This is a genomic window from Streptomyces tardus (genome assembly GCF_018101125.2).
Lineage (GTDB): Bacteria > Actinomycetota > Actinomycetes > Streptomycetales > Streptomycetaceae > Streptomyces > Streptomyces tardus.
In genome coordinates this window covers 2,720,130-2,736,436 of the sequence record NZ_JAELVF020000001.1, presented here as the reverse complement: position 1 = coordinate 2,736,436, position 16,307 = coordinate 2,720,130, and the positions used below count along the sequence as shown (strand labels likewise).

The window sequence follows — 16,307 nt, the reverse complement described above, 5'->3', positions numbered from 1 at the left end:
GGCTCAATGTGCTCGCTCCCCCATCAGACCGGCCGCACCCTTGGCGAGCATCGCGTCGGCAAGGTCACGGCCCAGCAGTATGGACTGGGCCGTCGCCTCGTCGGCGGACGCCGGTACGGAACCGGTGGTGGACAGCTGCACCTGCGTGGATCCGTCGGTGGTCCCGACGACGCCGCGCAGGCGCATTTCAGTGACGTCCTGCTCGTTGACCCAGAAGTCGGCGAGCGCACCCACTGGTGCGCTGCAACCGGCCTCGAGCCGGGCGAGCAGGGTTCGCTCGGCAGTCACGGCGAGCCGAGTCAACGGATCGTCGAGCTTGCCGAGCTGGACAGCGAGTTGCGCGCTCGCGGCGACGCATTCGACTGCGAGTGCCCCCTGGCCGGGAGCGGGCAGGATCTCATGGGGATCGAGGAGCTCGGTAGCCTCGTCGATCCTGCCCACCCGGGTGAGGCCCGCGGCGGCGAGGACGACTGCGTCGAGTTCCCCGGATCGCACGTACCCAATACGAGTGTCGACATTCCCTCGGATCGGCACGATTTCCGTCTCACGGCCCAGCGCCCGCGCCCAGGACGCCAGTTGCGCCATGCGGCGCGGCGACCCCGTGCCGACCCTCGCGCCGTCGGGCAGCTGGGCGAAGGTCAGCCCGTCCCGTGCGACCAGGGCGTCCCGGGGGTCGACGCGCGGCGGCATCGCCGCGACCACCAACTCCTCGGGCTGCGCGGTGGGCAGGTCCTTCAGCGAGTGCACGGCGAGGTCGACCTCGCCGGCGAGCAGGGCGTCCCGCAGCGCGGAGACGAAGACCCCGGTGCCGCCGATCTGCGCCAGCTGCTCCTTGGAGACATCGCCGTACGTGGTGATCTCCACCAACTCGACGCGCCGGCCGGTCAGTTCGGTGATCTTCTCGGCGACCTGCCCGGACTGGGCCATCGCCAGCCGGCTGCGGCGGGTGCCGAGCCGCAGCGGCGGCGGCTGCCCGGTGCCGGTGTCGCCGGCGGGTGGGACGACGGATGGGACAGGTGTGACGGGTGACTCACTCACGGCCGCTCCTGGTGGGCTTGCTGACGGCAGCGACCGTCTCGGGGTCAAGGTCGAACAGTTCGCGCAGCGCGTCCGCGTAGCCCGCGCCACCGGGCTCCCCCGCGAGCTGTTTGACGCGCACGGTCGGCGCGTGGAGGAGCTTGTCCACCACGCGCCGTACGGTCTGGGTGATCTCGGCGCGCTCCCGCTCGGCGAGCGAGGGCAACCGGCCCTCGAGCCGCGCCATTTCGGAGCTGACCACCTCGGAGGCCATGGCCCGCAGGGCGATCACGGTCGGCGTGATCGTCGCCGCCCGCTGCGCCGCGCCGAAGGCGGCGACCTCCTCGCCGACGAGGGTCCGCACCGCGTCGACGTCGGCCGACATCGGGGCGTCGGCCGCGGCGTCGGCGAGTGACTCGATGTCCACCAGCCGCGCGCCCGCGAGGCGGTGCACACCGGCGTCGACGTCACGGGGCATCGCCAGGTCGAGCAGGGTGAGCGGCGGAGCGTCCGCGGCCCGCCGGGCGACGGCCGCCTCGACGTCCTCGGTGGACAGAACCAGCCCGGTGGCGCCCGTGCAGGACACCACGATGTCCGCGCCGGCGAGTTCGTCGGTCACGGCGTCCATCGCGACGGCCGCGACGTCGAGCCGCTCGCCCACCGAAGCGTTTCGCCGCGCGTTCCGGGCACCGTCCCGCGGAGCGAACCCCGCGGCGTCCGAAAGGTTCGACAGGTCCGGGAGATAGGCGCTCAGCGAGGTGCTGAGCCGCCGGGCACGCTCCAACGTCCTGTTGGCGATCACCAGTTCGGTGACGCCGGCGCGGACCAGGGTCGCCGCGGCGAGCGAGGACATCGAACCCGCCCCGATGACCAGCGCGCGTCTGCCGCGCGCCCAGTCCGCGATCTCCGCACCCCCCGCGAGCTGCTCCAGACCGAAGGTGACCAGCGACTGCCCGGCCTTGTCGATGCCGGTCTCGCTGTGGGCCCGCTTGCCGACCCGCAGCGCCTGCTGGAAGAGGTCGTTGACCAGCCGGCCCGCACTGTGCTGATCCTGGGCGTACGCCAGCGAGTCCTTGATCTGGCCGAGGATCTGGCCCTCGCCGACCACCATCGAGTCCAGGCCGCAGGCCACCGAGAAGAGGTGGTGGACCGCCCGGTCCTCGTAGTGCACGTACAGGTAGGGAGTGAGCTCCTCCAGGCCGACGCCGCTGTGGTGGGCGAGCAGCGTGGAGAGCTCGGCGACGCCGGCGTGGAACTTGTCCACGTCCGCGTACAGCTCGATCCGGTTGCAGGTGGAGAGCACCGCCGCCTCGGTGGCGGGCTCGGCGCCCAGCACATCGGCCAGCAGCGGGCCGCGGGCCGCGGGGGCGAGCGCCGCCCGCTCCAACACGCTGACCGGCGCGCTGCGGTGACTCAGTCCGACGACGAGCAGACTCATGCCGGCATCACGGCGGGGACGTCCCCGTCACTTCCCGGCTCGCCGTTCCGGCCGGACGTGCCGCCCGACGCACCGGCCGGCGACTTGCCGGAGCCGCTGCCGCGCTTGGTGACCGAGGCCGCGGGCGGGGCGACCGGCGAAGCGGTCACCTCCCCGGCGCCCTGCGGCAGCTCCTCGGCGTCCTCGTCGGAGAGTTCGCCCGCCTTGCGCTGCTCGTGGAAGGCGAGGATCTGCAACTCGATCGAGAGGTCGACCTTGCGCACGTCCACCCCGTCCGGCACGGAGAGCACCGTCGGGGCGAAGTTGAGGATGGAGGTGATGCCCGCGGCAACGAGCCGGTCGCACACCGGCTGCGCGGAGGCGGCGGGCGTGGCGATCACGCCGATGGACACGTCGTTGTCCTCGATGACCTGCTCGAGGCCGTCGCTGTGCTGGACCTCGATGCCCGCGACGACCTTGCCCGCCATCTCCGGATCGGCGTCGATCAGGGAGGCGACCCGGAAACCGCGGGAGGCGAACCCCCCGTAGTTCGCGAGCGCCGCGCCCAGGTTTCCTATACCGACGATGACGACCGGCCAGTCCTGGGTCAGGCCCAGTTCGCGCGAGATCTGGTAGACGAGGTACTCGACGTCGTAGCCGACACCGCGGGTGCCGTACGAGCCGAGGTAGGAGAAGTCCTTGCGCAGCTTGGCCGAGTTGACGCCGGCGGCAGTCGCCAGCTCCTCCGAACTGACCGTGGGCACCGAGCGCTCGGAGAGCGCGGTGAGGGCCCGCAGATACAGCGGAAGTCGGGCGACAGTTGCCTCGGGAATCCCTCGGCTTCGGTTCGCCGGTCGGTGAGTTCGGCCAGTTGCCACGGTGCTCCTGCCGTTTACGCAAAGCGGTGAGCGACTCTGTGCACAGCGTGCGCGGCGGCCGCCCCATCCCCCACAGGCTATGTCTTTGTGAACGCGTGCACAAAGATTGTGTCCAGTTTGCCCCTTGGAAGTGACAGGTGCCACACACACGGAAGCGCGCACCTGCAGACTCCTTACGACCAGCCCCCCGAGCGGCAAAACGTACTCGATGGTAGTCGAGCCGGGCCCGTGCGCCCAATCGTCGAAAGAGCCCCGCTCAGGCACCCAGCGCGCGCCGCAACCGGCCGCGGTCCACCCGCCAGAAGTCGTGCTGCGAGCCGTCCACCAGCACCACCGGAATCTGCTCCCAGTACTTGCGGTACAGCTCCTCGTCGGTGTTGATGTCCTTCTCCTCCCACGCAGCCCCCACCTCCGCGCAGACCTCCGCGATGATCTCCCGTGCGTCGTCGCAGAGATGACAGCCGGGCTTCCCGATGAGCGTCACAGTCCTCATGCCGCCATTGTCGCGCCCGTAGCGGACGCGACATCCGCTCTTCACCGGAGCACCGGAACGGGATGGCTATGCTCACCACATGAGCGGACTGGCATGGCTCACGCGTCGTAGGCACTTGGCAACACCGCGAAGTGTCCTGGCCGGTGAGGCCGCGGCCGAGGCGGCCCGCGAGGCGGAACGCGCCGGCCGGGCCGAGCAGGACGACGCGCCCCGGGAATCTCGCAGGTCACGCAGGTCCAAGCAGCCCGATGGGCCGGATTCCGCGGCGCAGACCGATGCCGGGAAGTCGGCCGAAAGCCCGCCCGAGGAGCCGGAGTTCCCGGTCACCGGCGACGTGCGCGCCGCCGCCTTCTTCGACCTCGACAACACCGTGATGCAGGGCGCCTCGATCTTCCACTTCGGTCGGGGCCTGTACAAGCGTGAGTTCTTCGACACACGCGAACTGCTGCGCTTCGCCTGGCAGCAGGCGTACTTCCGGATCGCGGGCTCGGAGAACCCGGAGCACCTCGCCGACGTACGGGCCAGCGCCCTGTCCATCGTCGAGGGCCACCGGGTCTCCGAACTGATGGAGATGGGCGAGGAGATCTACGACGAGTACATGGCCAGCCGCATCTGGCCCGGCACCCGCGCACTCGCCCAGGCGCACCTGGACGCGGGCCAGAAGGTGTGGCTCGTCACCGCCGCCCCCGTCGAGACGGCGACGATCATCGCCCGCCGCCTCGGCCTGACCGGTGCGCTCGGCACCGTCGCCGAGTCCGTCGACGGCGTCTACACCGGCCGCCTCGTCGGCGAACCACTGCACGGGCCGGCCAAGGCGGAGGCGGTCAGGGCCCTCGCCGAGGCGGAGAGCCTGGAGTTGGAGCGCTGCGCCGCGTACAGCGACTCCTCCAACGACATCCCGATGCTCTCGCTGGTCGGCCACCCGTACGCGATCAACCCGGACAGCGCGCTGCGCAACCACGCGCGGCAGCACGGCTGGCGCCTGCGCGACTACCGAACGGGCCGCAAGGCGGCGAAGATCGGCATCCCGGCCGCCGCCGGCGTGGGCGCCGTCGCGGGCGGCGCGGCTGCCGCGGTCGCCCTCCAGCGCCGCCGGCGCTGACCCGCACGGCCGCACCCCATCGCCACGGCGCACCCGCACGCCCGCCGCGGCCGACGCCCCGATGCCACGCGCCGTCCGGCACTGCACCCGAACTCCCGCACCCGGGGCGCGAACCCGGAGCTGCGAACCCGGGGCTGCGAACCCCGGACGACGCGTCGTCACGCCCCGACCCGCCGCGCCGCGATCACCGGCGTCGCGTGTCGGCCGACTTCTGATCGCTCCTGCGACACCGCCACTTACCCAACCTCGCCGCACGCCAGTCGTACGCACGGCGATCCGGCTCAACTCGGTGGCATGCGGGCAGCTTTCCCTCATCAAACGGTCAGAAACAAACACCGGTTCGGTGATCAACCGAGCAGCATTCCATAAGAGAACGAAGCAAAGCAGCGATTTCCGCAACCACGCGTAGTAGCTCCTGCACGAAGCGTTATTCTCCTCAGACGCAATACGGCACCCGTACGCCCGTCCCAGGGCAACTCGTGTCGAACCCGCACATGATGGAAGCTCTGCCTCTGGGAGTCCCGTGTACCCACACGTCGGGGTTGACGCCTCGGGCCTGGCTACGTTGCGCACCACCCTCGTCCAACGGTTGTGCGCACTTGTCCCCGTCCCCGCCGCGAACGCTGTCCCAGCCGTCGCGCGCACAGTCCCCGCACCACACGCCGCTACGGGCCTCGCAGCGGCACCCGCCACACCCCCCGCGTACGCGCTCGCCGACCGCACCACCAGCGCGCCGACCACCCAAGCGGCCAGAACCACCGGCACCACCGGCAAACGCTCCCGCCCCCAGGCCCGCGGCAACGCCCGCAGGCCCGCCGCCGACAGCGACAGCCGGCGGATGATGGACCTGGTCGAACGCGCCCAGGACGGCGAGACCGAGGCGTTCGGCCAGCTCTACGACCACTACTCGGACACGGTGTACCGGTACATCTACTACCGGGTCGGGAGCAAGGCCACCGCCGAGGACCTGACCAGCGAGACCTTTCTCCGCGCGCTGCGCCGCATCGGCACCTTCACCTGGCAGGGCCGCGACTTCGGCGCCTGGCTCGTCACCATCGCCCGCAATCTGGTGGCCGACCACTTCAAGTCCAGCCGCTTCCGGCTGGAGGTCACCACCGGCGAGATGCTGGACGCGAACGAGGTCGAGCGCAGCCCGGAGGACTCCGTACTGGAGTCGCTCTCCAACGCCGCGCTGCTGGACGCCGTGCGCCGGCTCAACCCGCAGCAGCAGGAGTGCGTCACGCTCCGCTTCCTCCAGGGCCTCTCGGTCGCGGAGACCGCGCGGATCATGGGCAAGAACGAGGGCGCGATCAAGACGCTCCAGTACCGCGCGGTCCGTACGCTGGCGCGCCTCTTCCCGGAAGAGGCCCGCTGACGGCAGATCCCTCCTCGGACGACAACGCCCGCGCGCGACCCGGCAGCCCGCGGGTCGCCGGCACCGGCCTGACCTCCGGTGCCGGCGACCCGTACGACCGTCACCGGAGGCCAGGCGTCCGTGGCGCGGACGCCTCCGGCACCGACCGGCCGCCCCGCGGCCCGTCCGTTCCGCTGCCTGCGGCCCCGCCTGCGCGCGCTTCACTCACCCCTGCGTCACGTTGCGGTCACATCATCGCCACTCCGTAACCCGAGTGCGCTGCCGCTCGTTGTCGGGTTGGCAGACTCCCCGTGGGCTCTCGCTGTCCACCCGCGTTCACTCGATCGGGTGGCATTGAGCAGACCGTGGAACCCTCCCCCTGAGGCCCGGAGTCCACCGTGCTGATGAGAGGAGGTGCCGCCTTGATTCCATCCGTGTCCACCAACCGGCGGGCCAACGCCTTCGCCCAGGCCCTCGACGCTTCCGCGCGATCGGAGAAGGAGCTGCCCGAGGCCGCGGGCAGCGACCCGACGCCGGCGGAAGGTTCCGAGGCCGAGCGGGCGGAGACCGGCGAGCACAGTCTGCTGCTCGCCGTTGCCGAGGAGCTGGGCGCACTGCCCAAGCCCGCGTTGGACCCCGAAGTGAAGAGCGTCCAACGGGCGCAGCTCATCGCCGCGATGGAGCGCGAACTGGCCGGTGGCGGCCAGGTGCCCGAGCAGCGAGGCCGTTCGGGCCGCGGTGCCCACCGGGCGGAGCCCCGAAGTGCGATGAGCCGGCTGCGTCCCAAGTCCCGCCTGAGCAAGGGGCTGGCCGCGGGCGGGCTGACCGTCGGCGTCGCCGCCGGCGCTCTCGGCGGCGTCGCCGCAGCCAGCACGGACGCCCTGCCCGGCGACCGCCTGTACGGCCTGAAGCGCGGGATGGAGGACTTCAAGCTCGACATGGCGGACGACGACACCGCCCGCGGGACGGTCCACCTCGACCACGCCTCGAACCGTATGCACGAAGCCCGGCGGCTGCTGGAGCGCGGCAGGTCCGGCGAGCTGGACCACACCTCGGTGAGCGAGGTGCGCAAGGCGCTCGGCGCGATGAGCAGCAACGCCGCCGAGGGCCGCAGGCTCCTCAGCGGCGCGCACTCCAAGGACGGCGACCTCGGCCCGCTGCGCTCGCTGTCCTCCTTCGCCGACTCGCACCAGGAGACCTGGACCTCGATGCGCAGCCGACTGCCCGTCCAGCTCCAGGACATCAGCGACGAGGTCAGTTCCGTGTTCGAGGCGATGAACCGCGACGCCTACGCGGTGCGGAAGTTGGCCCCGGGCCAGCCCGACCCGGGCACCCCGGGGGCGAGCCCCGACCCGGAGGACGGCGGCGGCCCCGGGAAGGACGACGGGCGCCCCTCCGCCCCGGAGGGCGACGCGGACGGTCGCGGCTCCGAGGACGGCGGCCGGGGCCCGGAGGACGACAACGCCCCGGACAAGTCCGGCCCCAGCCCGGACGCCTCGCAGGACGGCCTGCTCGGCGGCGGCACGGGCGGGCTGCTCAACCCGCCCGCGAAGGGCGACGGAAAGGGTTCGGAGGACTCGCCCTCCCGCCCCTCGGCGCCGGACATCACCATCCCGCCGCTGCTGCCCGGCGGCCTGCCCGGACTCGGGCTGGAGAGCGAGCGGGACGACTGACCCTCCTGCTCCGTCCTCGGAAACGGTGGCCCGGCGTCCTTCCGGATGCCGGGCCACCGTGCTGCTTCCACCGCCCGACATCCACCCGGCGACCGCCCGGCGAGGAGCCCGACGAAGAGCCCGGCGCCCGTCCCGCGCCGCACGCACGCCCGTGGAGAGCGCCCGCCGGGCCGCACAGACGTTTCTGCGGGCGCGAGCAGAAGAAGCGCGCTCAGAAGAAGACCGACCGCCGCTGCACCAGCAGCTTGTACAGCGTGTGCTGGATCGTCTCCCGCACCTGGTCGGTCAGGTTGAACATCAGCATCGGGTCGTCCGCCGCCTCCTGCGGATAGCCGTCCGTCGGGATCGGCTCGCCGAACTGGATCGTCCACTTCGTCGGCAGCGGAATCGCCCCCAGCGGCCCCAGCAGCGGAAACGTCGGGGTGATCGGGAAGTACGGGAAGCCCAGAAGCCGTGCGAGCGTACGGGAGTTGCCGATCATCGGGTAGATCTCCTCCGCCCCGACGATCGAGCACGGCACGATCGGCGCACCCGCCTTCAGCGCGGTCGAGACGAACCCGCCCCGGCCGAAGCGCTGGAGCTTGTACCGCTCGGAGAACGGCTTGCCGATGCCCTTGAAGCCCTCCGGCATCACCCCGACGACCTCGCCGCGCTCCAGCAGCCGCTCGGCGTCCTCCGCGCACGCGAGGGTGTGACCGGCCTTGCGGGCCAGCTCGTTGACCACCGGCAGCATGAAGACCAGATCGGCGGCGAGCAGCCGCAGCGTGCGCTCCGCGGGGTGGTGGTCGTGCACCGCGACCTGGAGCATCAGCCCGTCCCACGGCAGGGTGCCCGAGTGGTTGGCCACCACGAGCGCACCGCCGTCGGCCGGGATGTTCTCCACCCCGCGCACCTCGACCCGGAAGTACTTCTCGTACAGCGGTCGCACCAGCGACATCAGCACCGCGTCGGTGAGCTCGGCGTCGTAACCGAAGTCGTCCACCTCGTACTCGCCGGTGAGCCTGCGGCGCAGGAAGGAGAGTCCGCGGGCGGTGCGGGCGTCCCAGCCCTCGCCGAGCAGACGGTCCAGCACGGGCGGCTCGCCGGACGAACCGGGCGTACCCGCCGACGCCGTTCCCCCGCCGGTGGCGCCTTCGGCCGTCTCCGGCCCTGTTGGGGCGCCCGGGCCCTCCGCGGCACCGGGCACCTCCCCGACCGGGGCGAGCCCCCCGTCGCCGCGCTCACGGGCACGTCTGCGGGCCGCCGGGCGCCCCGCACGTCCGGACGTCCGGCCGCCCGCTCCCCTGCGGTCGTCGTCGAAGGGAATGACCTTGGCGTCAGCCATGGCGTACGGCCTCCTGCAAGCGGTCGACGGCGCCGGCGAGGGTGCGCGGCGGCAGCAGCCCCGGCGGCTGGCTCCCGGCGAAGTCTCCGAACGCCTCCGCCGTGGTGAACATCGGTGTGAATCCCAGCATCTCGCGCATCTGCGAGGTTCGTACGACCCGGCCGTGCGTGAGCAGCCGAATCTGCTCGGGCGAGAAGTCGGTGACTCCCACCGCCCGCAGCGCGCTGCCGGCCCAGCGGATCGCGGGCAGCAGCATCGGGGCCGTCGGCCGGCCGAGCCGTCGGGCGCACTGGGACAGCAGCAGGACCCCGCCGCCGGCGATGTTGAAGGTGCCCGCGCTGTAGGAGCCGCGCCGCGGCTCGCCGGACGCGAGCGCCAGCACCTCGACCGCGTCGTCCTCGTGGACGAACTGCAGCCTCGGGTCGTATCCGAACACGGTGGGCAGCACCGGGAGTTTGAAGTACTCGGCCAGCGGGGTGTCCGCGGTGGGCCCGAGGATGTTGGCGAACCTCAGCACCGTGACCGAGACGTCGGGACGTCTGCGGGCGAAGCCGCGCACGTACCCCTCGACCTCGACCGCGTCCTTGGCGAAGCCGCCGCTGGGCAGGGCCTTGGCGACCGTCGACTCGACGAAGACCGCGGGGTCGCGCGGCGCCGAACCGTACACGTTCGTGCTGGACTTGACGACGAGCCTGCGCACCGAGGGTGCCTTCTGGCAGGCGCCGAGCAGCTGCATCGTGCCGATGACGTTGGTCTCCTTGACCGACGTCCGGCTGCCGCGGGGCCCGATCGGGGTTCCGTTCACATCCATGTGGACGACGGTGTCGACGTGGTGCTCGGCGAGCAGCCGCCCGATCGCCGGCTGTCGGATGTCGGCGGCGATGAACTCGGCGGACCCCAACTGGTGCGCAGGCGGCTGCACATCGACGGCGATCAGCCGATCGATGTCGCCGTCCCGCTGCACCCGGCGGATGAACCGCGCGGTGAGCTGCCTTCCGGCACCCGTCACGAGTACGACTCTGCCCAAAGCCCCTCCCATGCCGCTGTGTACGGGGCCCACGGGGCGCGAGTACATCTGCGGTACACGCCCCGGGCCACTGGACACCGTATCGGTTGCCCGCGGGAGCGACGTCGGAACAGGACACGGAAAGCGACCGGCGCCATACGTTCCGCACAGGCTGCCCGCACGGCGCACGCCCCTCGCCGCAGCTCTCCTGCCGCCCACAACAAACGGGGCCCTCTCCTCGGATGAGGAGAGAGCCCCGTGTTGTGGTCAGAAGACCCGCGTGACGCGGTCGCCCGAACTTGAGCGACTACTTCTTGTTACGACGCTGCACACGCGTGCGCTTGAGCAGCTTGCGGTGCTTCTTCTTGGCCATCCGCTTGCGCCGCTTCTTGATAACTGAGCCCACGACTACCCTCGCTCACTTCGATTTCACTCGGTGCGGGGCGTCCGAGCCCACACTACCTACATCGGCTCAGCGTACCCGCCTGGAGTCAATGCTCGTAACCGAGGGCCGGAATCACGACCTTCTCAGGCGCTTTCCACCCCCACGTAGGACTGACGGAGGTACTCGTGCACCGCGTTCTCCGGCACCCGGAAGGACCTTCCCACCCGGATCGCCGGCAGATGACCGCTGTGAACCAAGCGGTAGACGGTCATCTTGGACACCCGCATCACGGCGGCGACTTCCGCCACCGTCAGAAAGTTGACCTCGCTCAGAGGCTTCTCGCCAGCAGCCATTTCACACCTGAACCTTCCGCACATGTAGGGCACCGGCTTCCCCTCCGGTGTCTCCAGCTCCCATGCGCGTACCTCCCCAGATTCGGGGCGGGTGATGCAAGGGGGGAAGAGGAGTCGCGATCAGTCCCCTACTGTGACAGACGTGTCTGTTTGAGTACATACCGCATGAGCGTTCAGTAGCCCCCGCAGGGCTCAGCGTAAGCAGTGGAACCTCGCTCAACACCCCTCCGCAGCCGCCCCGGAGGCACGGCCGCCACTCTCCCGGCTGCTCCGCCCCGACCTCGTGGACCATCCGACTGACCTGCGGCTCAGGGCTTCCGACCCCCGTGACAACCGACCCGCGCGCCCCGAACGCCGTGTCAACAGCCGAGCCGGGACCGGCTGTTGAGAGAGCGGTGAACGCGTTGGTGTGCGCGGGGCGCATATGACCCCCGCCCGTGCGCCTCTCCACAGTTCCACACCACCCCGCAGACCCACCCGAGTTCATCGCGACGTACGCACAACTGCCCACTTCCCGGGCGGACCTGACGGACACTCAGAGCAGGACCGCTGCCGCAGAACATGGACGCGGACTCCCGCAGTCGACGTACCCGCGTCCGCCGAGCACCGACGGCCACACACCGCCGGGGCCCCAACCTCCTGTCACAGCGGGCCGGTTGACGCCCCAGCCACCACCGCGCGCCGACCGGGCCGCGCCCGACACCCACGACCACACACCGGGACCGCGCAACCGCTCAGGGAAGCAGTCCGTGCGAGGGGAACACCGCACGACGCGTCGCCAGCACGGCCTGGTCCAGCGCGTCGCCCGGGTCGTACCCGGTCTCCTCCCAGTCCCGCCACACGGGCTTTCCCCCATCCGTCATACGCCTGGGGGCAGATGCCCGGGTACGCGCGTACACCCGCTGCCTCCACTCCTCCGGCACCTCCGTGGCCGGGTCGATCGGCGCACCCGCCGCCACCGCGACCAGATGGGTCCAGGTGCGCGGCACCACGTCGACCACCGCGTAACCACCGCCGCCCAGCGCCACCCAGCGGCCCTGCGCGTGGGCGTGGGACCAGTCGTGCAGCGCCATCGCGGCTTCCCGCTGGGCGTCCACCGTCACCGCGAGATGGGCCAGCGGATCCTCGATATGGGTGTCCGCACCGTGCTGCGTCACCAGCACCGTCGGAGCGAACGCCTCAAGGAGCTCCGGTACCACCGCGTGCAGAGCCCGCAGCCAGCCGCCGTCCGAAATCCCCGGCGGCAGCGCGACGTTGACCGCGGAGCCCGGTGCGTCCGGACCACCGGTCTCCTCCGGCCAGCCGGTGCCGGGGAAGAGCACACGGGGGTGCTCGTGCAGCGAAATCGTCAGTACCCGGGGATCGTTCCAGAACGCGGACTCCACCCCGTCCCCGTGGTGCACGTCGATGTCCACATACGCCACCCGTTCCGCGCCCAGCTCCAGCAGGCGGGCAATCGCGAGGGAGGCGTCGTTGTAGATGCAGAAGCCGGAGGCGGAACCGGGCATCGCGTGGTGCAGGCCGCCGGCGAAGTTCACCGCGTGCTGCACCGTCCCGCGCCACACCGCCTCGGCCGCTCCCACCGACTGGCCGGCGATGAGCGCACTGGCCTCGTGCATCCCGGCGAACGCCGGATCGTCCGTCGTCCCCAGACCGAAGGACTCGTCGGCGTTCTCGGGGTCGAGCGAGGCCCTTCGAACCGCCTCGATGTAGCTCTCCCGGTGCACCAGCCGAAGCGTGGACTCCCCGGCGGCCCTGGCCGCCACCACGGGCGCCCTGCGGTCCAGCTCGAAAGCCTCCACGAGGTCCATCGTCAGGGCCAGCCTGACCGGATTCATCGGATGCCCGGCGCCGAAGTCGTAGCCGGTCACCGCGTTGTCCCACATCACCTGCGCGCCGCCACTCATAGCGACACCGTATCCATCGAGGACAACGCAGAAAAGGGCCGTACCGGCGATCCGGTACGACCCTTTCCTTCAAAAATTGTTCGGCGGCGACCTACTCTCCCACACGCTCCCGCATGCAGTACCATCGGCGCGGACAGGCTTAGCTTCCGGGTTCGAAATGTAACCGGGCGTTTCCCCATCGCTATGACCACCGAAACACGGTGAAACACACAACCGGAACAGGTTGCTGTCTCAGAAACTACACAGTGGACGCGAGCAAATCTATGGTCAAGCCCTCGGCCTATTAGTACCGGTCAACTCCAACCCTCACGGGTCTTCCATATCCGGCCTATCAACCCAGTCGTCTACTGGGAGCCTTACCCCATCAAGTGGGTGGGAGTCCTCATCTCGAAGCAGGCTTCCCGCTTAGATGCTTTCAGCGGTTATCCCTCCCGAACGTAGCCAACCAGCCATGCCCTTGGCAGAACAACTGGCACACCAGAGGTCCGTCCGTCCCGGTCCTCTCGTACTAGGGACAGCCCTTCTCAAAACTCCAACGCGCGCAGCGGATAGGGACCGAACTGTCTCACGACGTTCTAAACCCAGCTCGCGTGCCGCTTTAATGGGCGAACAGCCCAACCCTTGGGACCGACTCCAGCCCCAGGATGCGACGAGCCGACATCGAGGTGCCAAACCATCCCGTCGATATGGACTCTTGGGGAAGATCAGCCTGTTATCCCCGGGGTACCTTTTATCCGTTGAGCGACGGCGCTTCCACAAGCCACCGCCGGATCACTAGTCCCGACTTTCGTCCCTGCTCGACCCGTCAGTCTCACAGTCAAGCTCCCTTGTGCACTTACACTCACCACCTGATTACCAACCAGGCTGAGGGAACCTTTGGGCGCCTCCGTTACTCTTTAGGAGGCAACCGCCCCAGTTAAACTACCCACCAGACACTGTCCCTGATCCGGATCACGGACCCAGGTTAGACATCCAGCACGACCAGAGTGGTATTTCAACAACGACTCCACACACACTGGCGTGTGCGCTTCAAAGTCTCCCACCTATCCTACACAAGCCGAACCGAACACCAATATCAAGCTATAGTAAAGGTCCCGGGGTCTTTCCGTCCTGCTGCGCGAAACGAGCATCTTTACTCGTAATGCAATTTCACCGGGCCTATGGTTGAGACAGTCAAGAAGTCGTTACGCCATTCGTGCAGGTCGGAACTTACCCGACAAGGAATTTCGCTACCTTAGGATGGTTATAGTTACCACCGCCGTTTACTGGCGCTTAAGTTCTCAGCTTCGCCATGACGAATCACAGCTAACCGGTCCCCTTAACGTTCCAGCACCGGGCAGGCGTCAGTCCGTATACATCGCCTTACGGCTTCGCACGGACCTGTGTTTTTAGTAAACAGTCGCTTCTCGCTGGTCTCTGCGGCCACCCCCAGCTCAAGGAAGCAAGTCCCTATCACCAGAAATGGCCCCCCTTCTCCCGAAGTTACGGGGGCATTTTGCCGAGTTCCTTAACCATAGTTCACCCGAACGCCTCGGTATTCTCTACCTGACTACCTGAGTCGGTTTAGGGTACGGGCCGCAACACAACATCGCTAGAGGCTTTTCTCGACAGCATAGGATCATCCACTTCACCAAAAAGGCTCGGCATCAGGTCTCAGGCACACAGCACACGGATTTACCTGCATGCCGCCCTACACCCTTACCCCGGGACAACCACCGCCCGGGCTGGACTACCTTCCTGCGTCACCCCATCACTCACCTACTACCACCTTGGATCAGCGGCTCCACCACTCCCCCACACTCCAAAGGAGAACAGGGGCGGCTTCACGGCCTTAGCATCAGAAGATTCAGTGTTGGGCGCTGTATCACGGGTACCGGAATATCAACCGGTTGTCCATCGACTACGCCTGTCGGCCTCGCCTTAGGTCCCGACTTACCCTGGGCAGATCAGCTTGACCCAGGAACCCTTAGTCAATCGGCGCAAGAGTTTCCCACTCTTGTATCGCTACTCATGCCTGCATTCTCACTCGCGTACCATCCACAACTCGCTTACGCGGCTGCTTCACCCGGCACACGACGCTCCCCTACCCACCCCAACAACCGTTAGGTCTCATGTTGGAGTGACACGACTTCGGCGGTGTACTTGAGCCCCGCTACATTATCGGCGCGGAATCACTTGACCAGTGAGCTATTACGCACTCTTTCAAGGATGGCTGCTTCTAAGCCAACCTCCTGGTTGTCTCTGCGACTCCACATCCTTTCCCACTTAGCACACGCTTAGGGGCCTTAGTCGATGCTCTGGGCTGTTTCCCTCTCGACCATGGAGCTTATCCCCCACAGTCTCACTGCCGCGCTCTCACTTACCGGCATTCGGAGTTTGGCTAAGGTCAGTAACCCGGTAGGGCCCATCGCCTATCCAGTGCTCTACCTCCGGCAAGAAACACACGACGCTGCACCTAAATGCATTTCGGGGAGAACCAGCTATCACGGAGTTTGATTGGCCTTTCACCCCTAACCACAGGTCATCCCCCAGGTTTTCAACCCTGGTGGGTTCGGGCCTCCACGACCTCTTACAGCCGCTTCACCCTGCCCATGGCTAGATCACTCCGCTTCGGGTCTTGAGCATGCTACTCGAACGCCCTATTCGGACTCGCTTTCGCTACGGCTCCCCCACAACAGGTTAACCTCGCAACACACCGCAAACTCGCAGGCTCATTCTTCAAAAGGCACGCAGTCACGACACACCAAAACAAGTTTGATGCGCGACGCTCCCACGGCTTGTAGGCACACGGTTTCAGGTACTATTTCACTCCGCTCCCGCGGTACTTTTCACCATTCCCTCACGGTACTATCCACTATCGGTCACCAGGGAATATTTAGGCTTAACGGGTGGTCCCGCCAGATTCACACAGGATTTCTCGGGCCCCATGCTACTTGGGAAATTCTCAAATGAGTTGCAGATGTTTCAGCTACGGGGGTCTTACCCTCTACGCCAGGCCTTTCGCATGCCTTTCGCCTACACCCACAATTTTTTACTCACCGACCGGCCGGCAGACCAATCAAAAGAACTCCCACGACCCCGCATGCGCAACCCCTGCCGGGTATCACACACATACGGTTTAGCCTCATCCGGTTTCGCTCGCCACTACTCCCGGAATCACGGTTGTTTTCTCTTCCTGCGGGTACTGAGATGTTTCACTTCCCCGCGTTCCCTCCACATACCCTATGCGTTCAGGTATGGGTGACAGCCCATGACGACTGCCGGGTTTCCCCATTCGGACACCCCCGGATCAAAGCTCGGTTGACAGCTCCCCGGGGCCTATCGTGGCCTCCCACGTCCTTCATCGGTTCCTGGTACCAAGGCATCCACCGTGCGCCCTTAAAAACTTGGCCACAGAT

12 protein-coding genes and 2 rRNA genes are annotated in these 16,307 nt (G+C 68.1%); 3 read left to right on the top strand and 11 right to left on the bottom strand.

What is annotated here, in order from left to right:
* Positions 1–3: 3 nt before the first annotated feature.
* The 4 genes from hemC to JGS22_RS11715 form a co-directional block, all read right to left on the bottom strand.
* On the bottom strand, positions 4–960 hold the full coding sequence (gene hemC, locus JGS22_RS11730; protein ID WP_268980945.1) for a hydroxymethylbilane synthase: 957 nt from the start codon (positions 958–960) through the stop codon (positions 4–6).
* A 70-nt stretch (positions 961–1,030) separates the two neighbouring features.
* Positions 1,031–2,455, bottom strand: a complete 1,425-nt coding sequence (locus tag JGS22_RS11725) for a glutamyl-tRNA reductase (protein WP_211041260.1) — start codon at positions 2,453–2,455, stop codon at positions 1,031–1,033.
* Entirely contained in the window at positions 2,452–3,312 is an 861-nt protein-coding gene (locus tag JGS22_RS11720) for a redox-sensing transcriptional repressor Rex (protein ID WP_211041261.1), read from the bottom strand. Before JGS22_RS11720 ends, JGS22_RS11725 begins: the two co-directional genes overlap by 4 nt.
* Positions 3,313–3,568: 256 nt before the next feature.
* Positions 3,569–3,805 (bottom strand): glutaredoxin family protein, encoded by a 237-nt coding sequence (locus JGS22_RS11715; RefSeq protein ID WP_211041262.1) that lies wholly within the window; start codon positions 3,803–3,805, stop codon positions 3,569–3,571.
* A 79-nt stretch (positions 3,806–3,884) separates the two neighbouring features.
* On the opposite strand from JGS22_RS11715, the gene JGS22_RS11710 reads away from it, so the two are divergent.
* The 3 genes from JGS22_RS11710 (at position 3,885) to JGS22_RS11700 (ending at position 7,934) form a co-directional block, all read left to right on the top strand.
* On the top strand, positions 3,885–4,907 hold the full coding sequence (locus JGS22_RS11710) for an HAD family hydrolase (RefSeq protein WP_211041263.1): 1,023 nt from the start codon (positions 3,885–3,887) through the stop codon (positions 4,905–4,907).
* 523 nt (positions 4,908–5,430) lie between these two features.
* Complete coding sequence (locus JGS22_RS11705) at positions 5,431–6,282, top strand: ECF subfamily RNA polymerase sigma factor, BldN family (RefSeq protein WP_211041264.1); 852 nt, start codon at positions 5,431–5,433, stop codon at positions 6,280–6,282.
* Positions 6,283–6,683: 401 nt separating this feature from the next.
* Positions 6,684–7,934 carry a DUF5667 domain-containing protein gene (locus JGS22_RS11700; RefSeq protein ID WP_211041265.1) on the top strand — a complete coding sequence of 417 codons (1,251 nt, stop codon included), beginning with the start codon at positions 6,684–6,686 and terminating at the stop codon, positions 7,932–7,934.
* Between the two features lie 211 nt (positions 7,935–8,145).
* On the opposite strand, the gene JGS22_RS11695 is transcribed toward JGS22_RS11700, so the two are convergent.
* From JGS22_RS11695 to JGS22_RS11665, 7 genes are all read right to left on the bottom strand, one after another.
* The gene (locus JGS22_RS11695) at positions 8,146–9,258 is read right to left on the bottom strand and encodes a lysophospholipid acyltransferase family protein (protein ID WP_211041266.1); all 1,113 of its coding nucleotides are present in this window, start codon (positions 9,256–9,258) and stop codon (positions 8,146–8,148) included.
* Positions 9,251–10,285, bottom strand: coding sequence for an NAD-dependent epimerase/dehydratase family protein (locus tag JGS22_RS11690; protein WP_211041267.1), 1,035 nt, complete (start codon positions 10,283–10,285; stop codon positions 9,251–9,253). The genes JGS22_RS11695 and JGS22_RS11690 overlap by 8 nt, the downstream gene beginning before the upstream one ends.
* A 286-nt stretch (positions 10,286–10,571) precedes the next feature.
* A complete protein-coding gene (locus JGS22_RS11685) occupies positions 10,572–10,670 on the bottom strand; it encodes a 30S ribosomal protein bS22 (protein WP_003948845.1) in 99 nt (32 codons plus the stop codon).
* 122 nt (positions 10,671–10,792) lie between these two features.
* Positions 10,793–11,002, bottom strand: coding sequence for a helix-turn-helix domain-containing protein (locus JGS22_RS11680; RefSeq protein ID WP_155540548.1), 210 nt, complete (start codon positions 11,000–11,002; stop codon positions 10,793–10,795).
* Between the two features lie 734 nt (positions 11,003–11,736).
* Positions 11,737–12,909: an acetoin utilization protein AcuC gene (locus JGS22_RS11675; protein ID WP_211041268.1), complete on the bottom strand. Its 1,173-nt coding sequence runs from the start codon at positions 12,907–12,909 to the stop codon at positions 11,737–11,739.
* Between the two features lie 78 nt (positions 12,910–12,987).
* Positions 12,988–13,104, bottom strand: a 5S ribosomal RNA gene (rrf, locus tag JGS22_RS11670).
* Between the two features lie 68 nt (positions 13,105–13,172).
* Positions 13,173–16,301: ribosomal RNA gene (locus JGS22_RS11665) — 23S ribosomal RNA — on the bottom strand.
* Between the last annotated feature and the right edge of the window lie 6 nt (positions 16,302–16,307).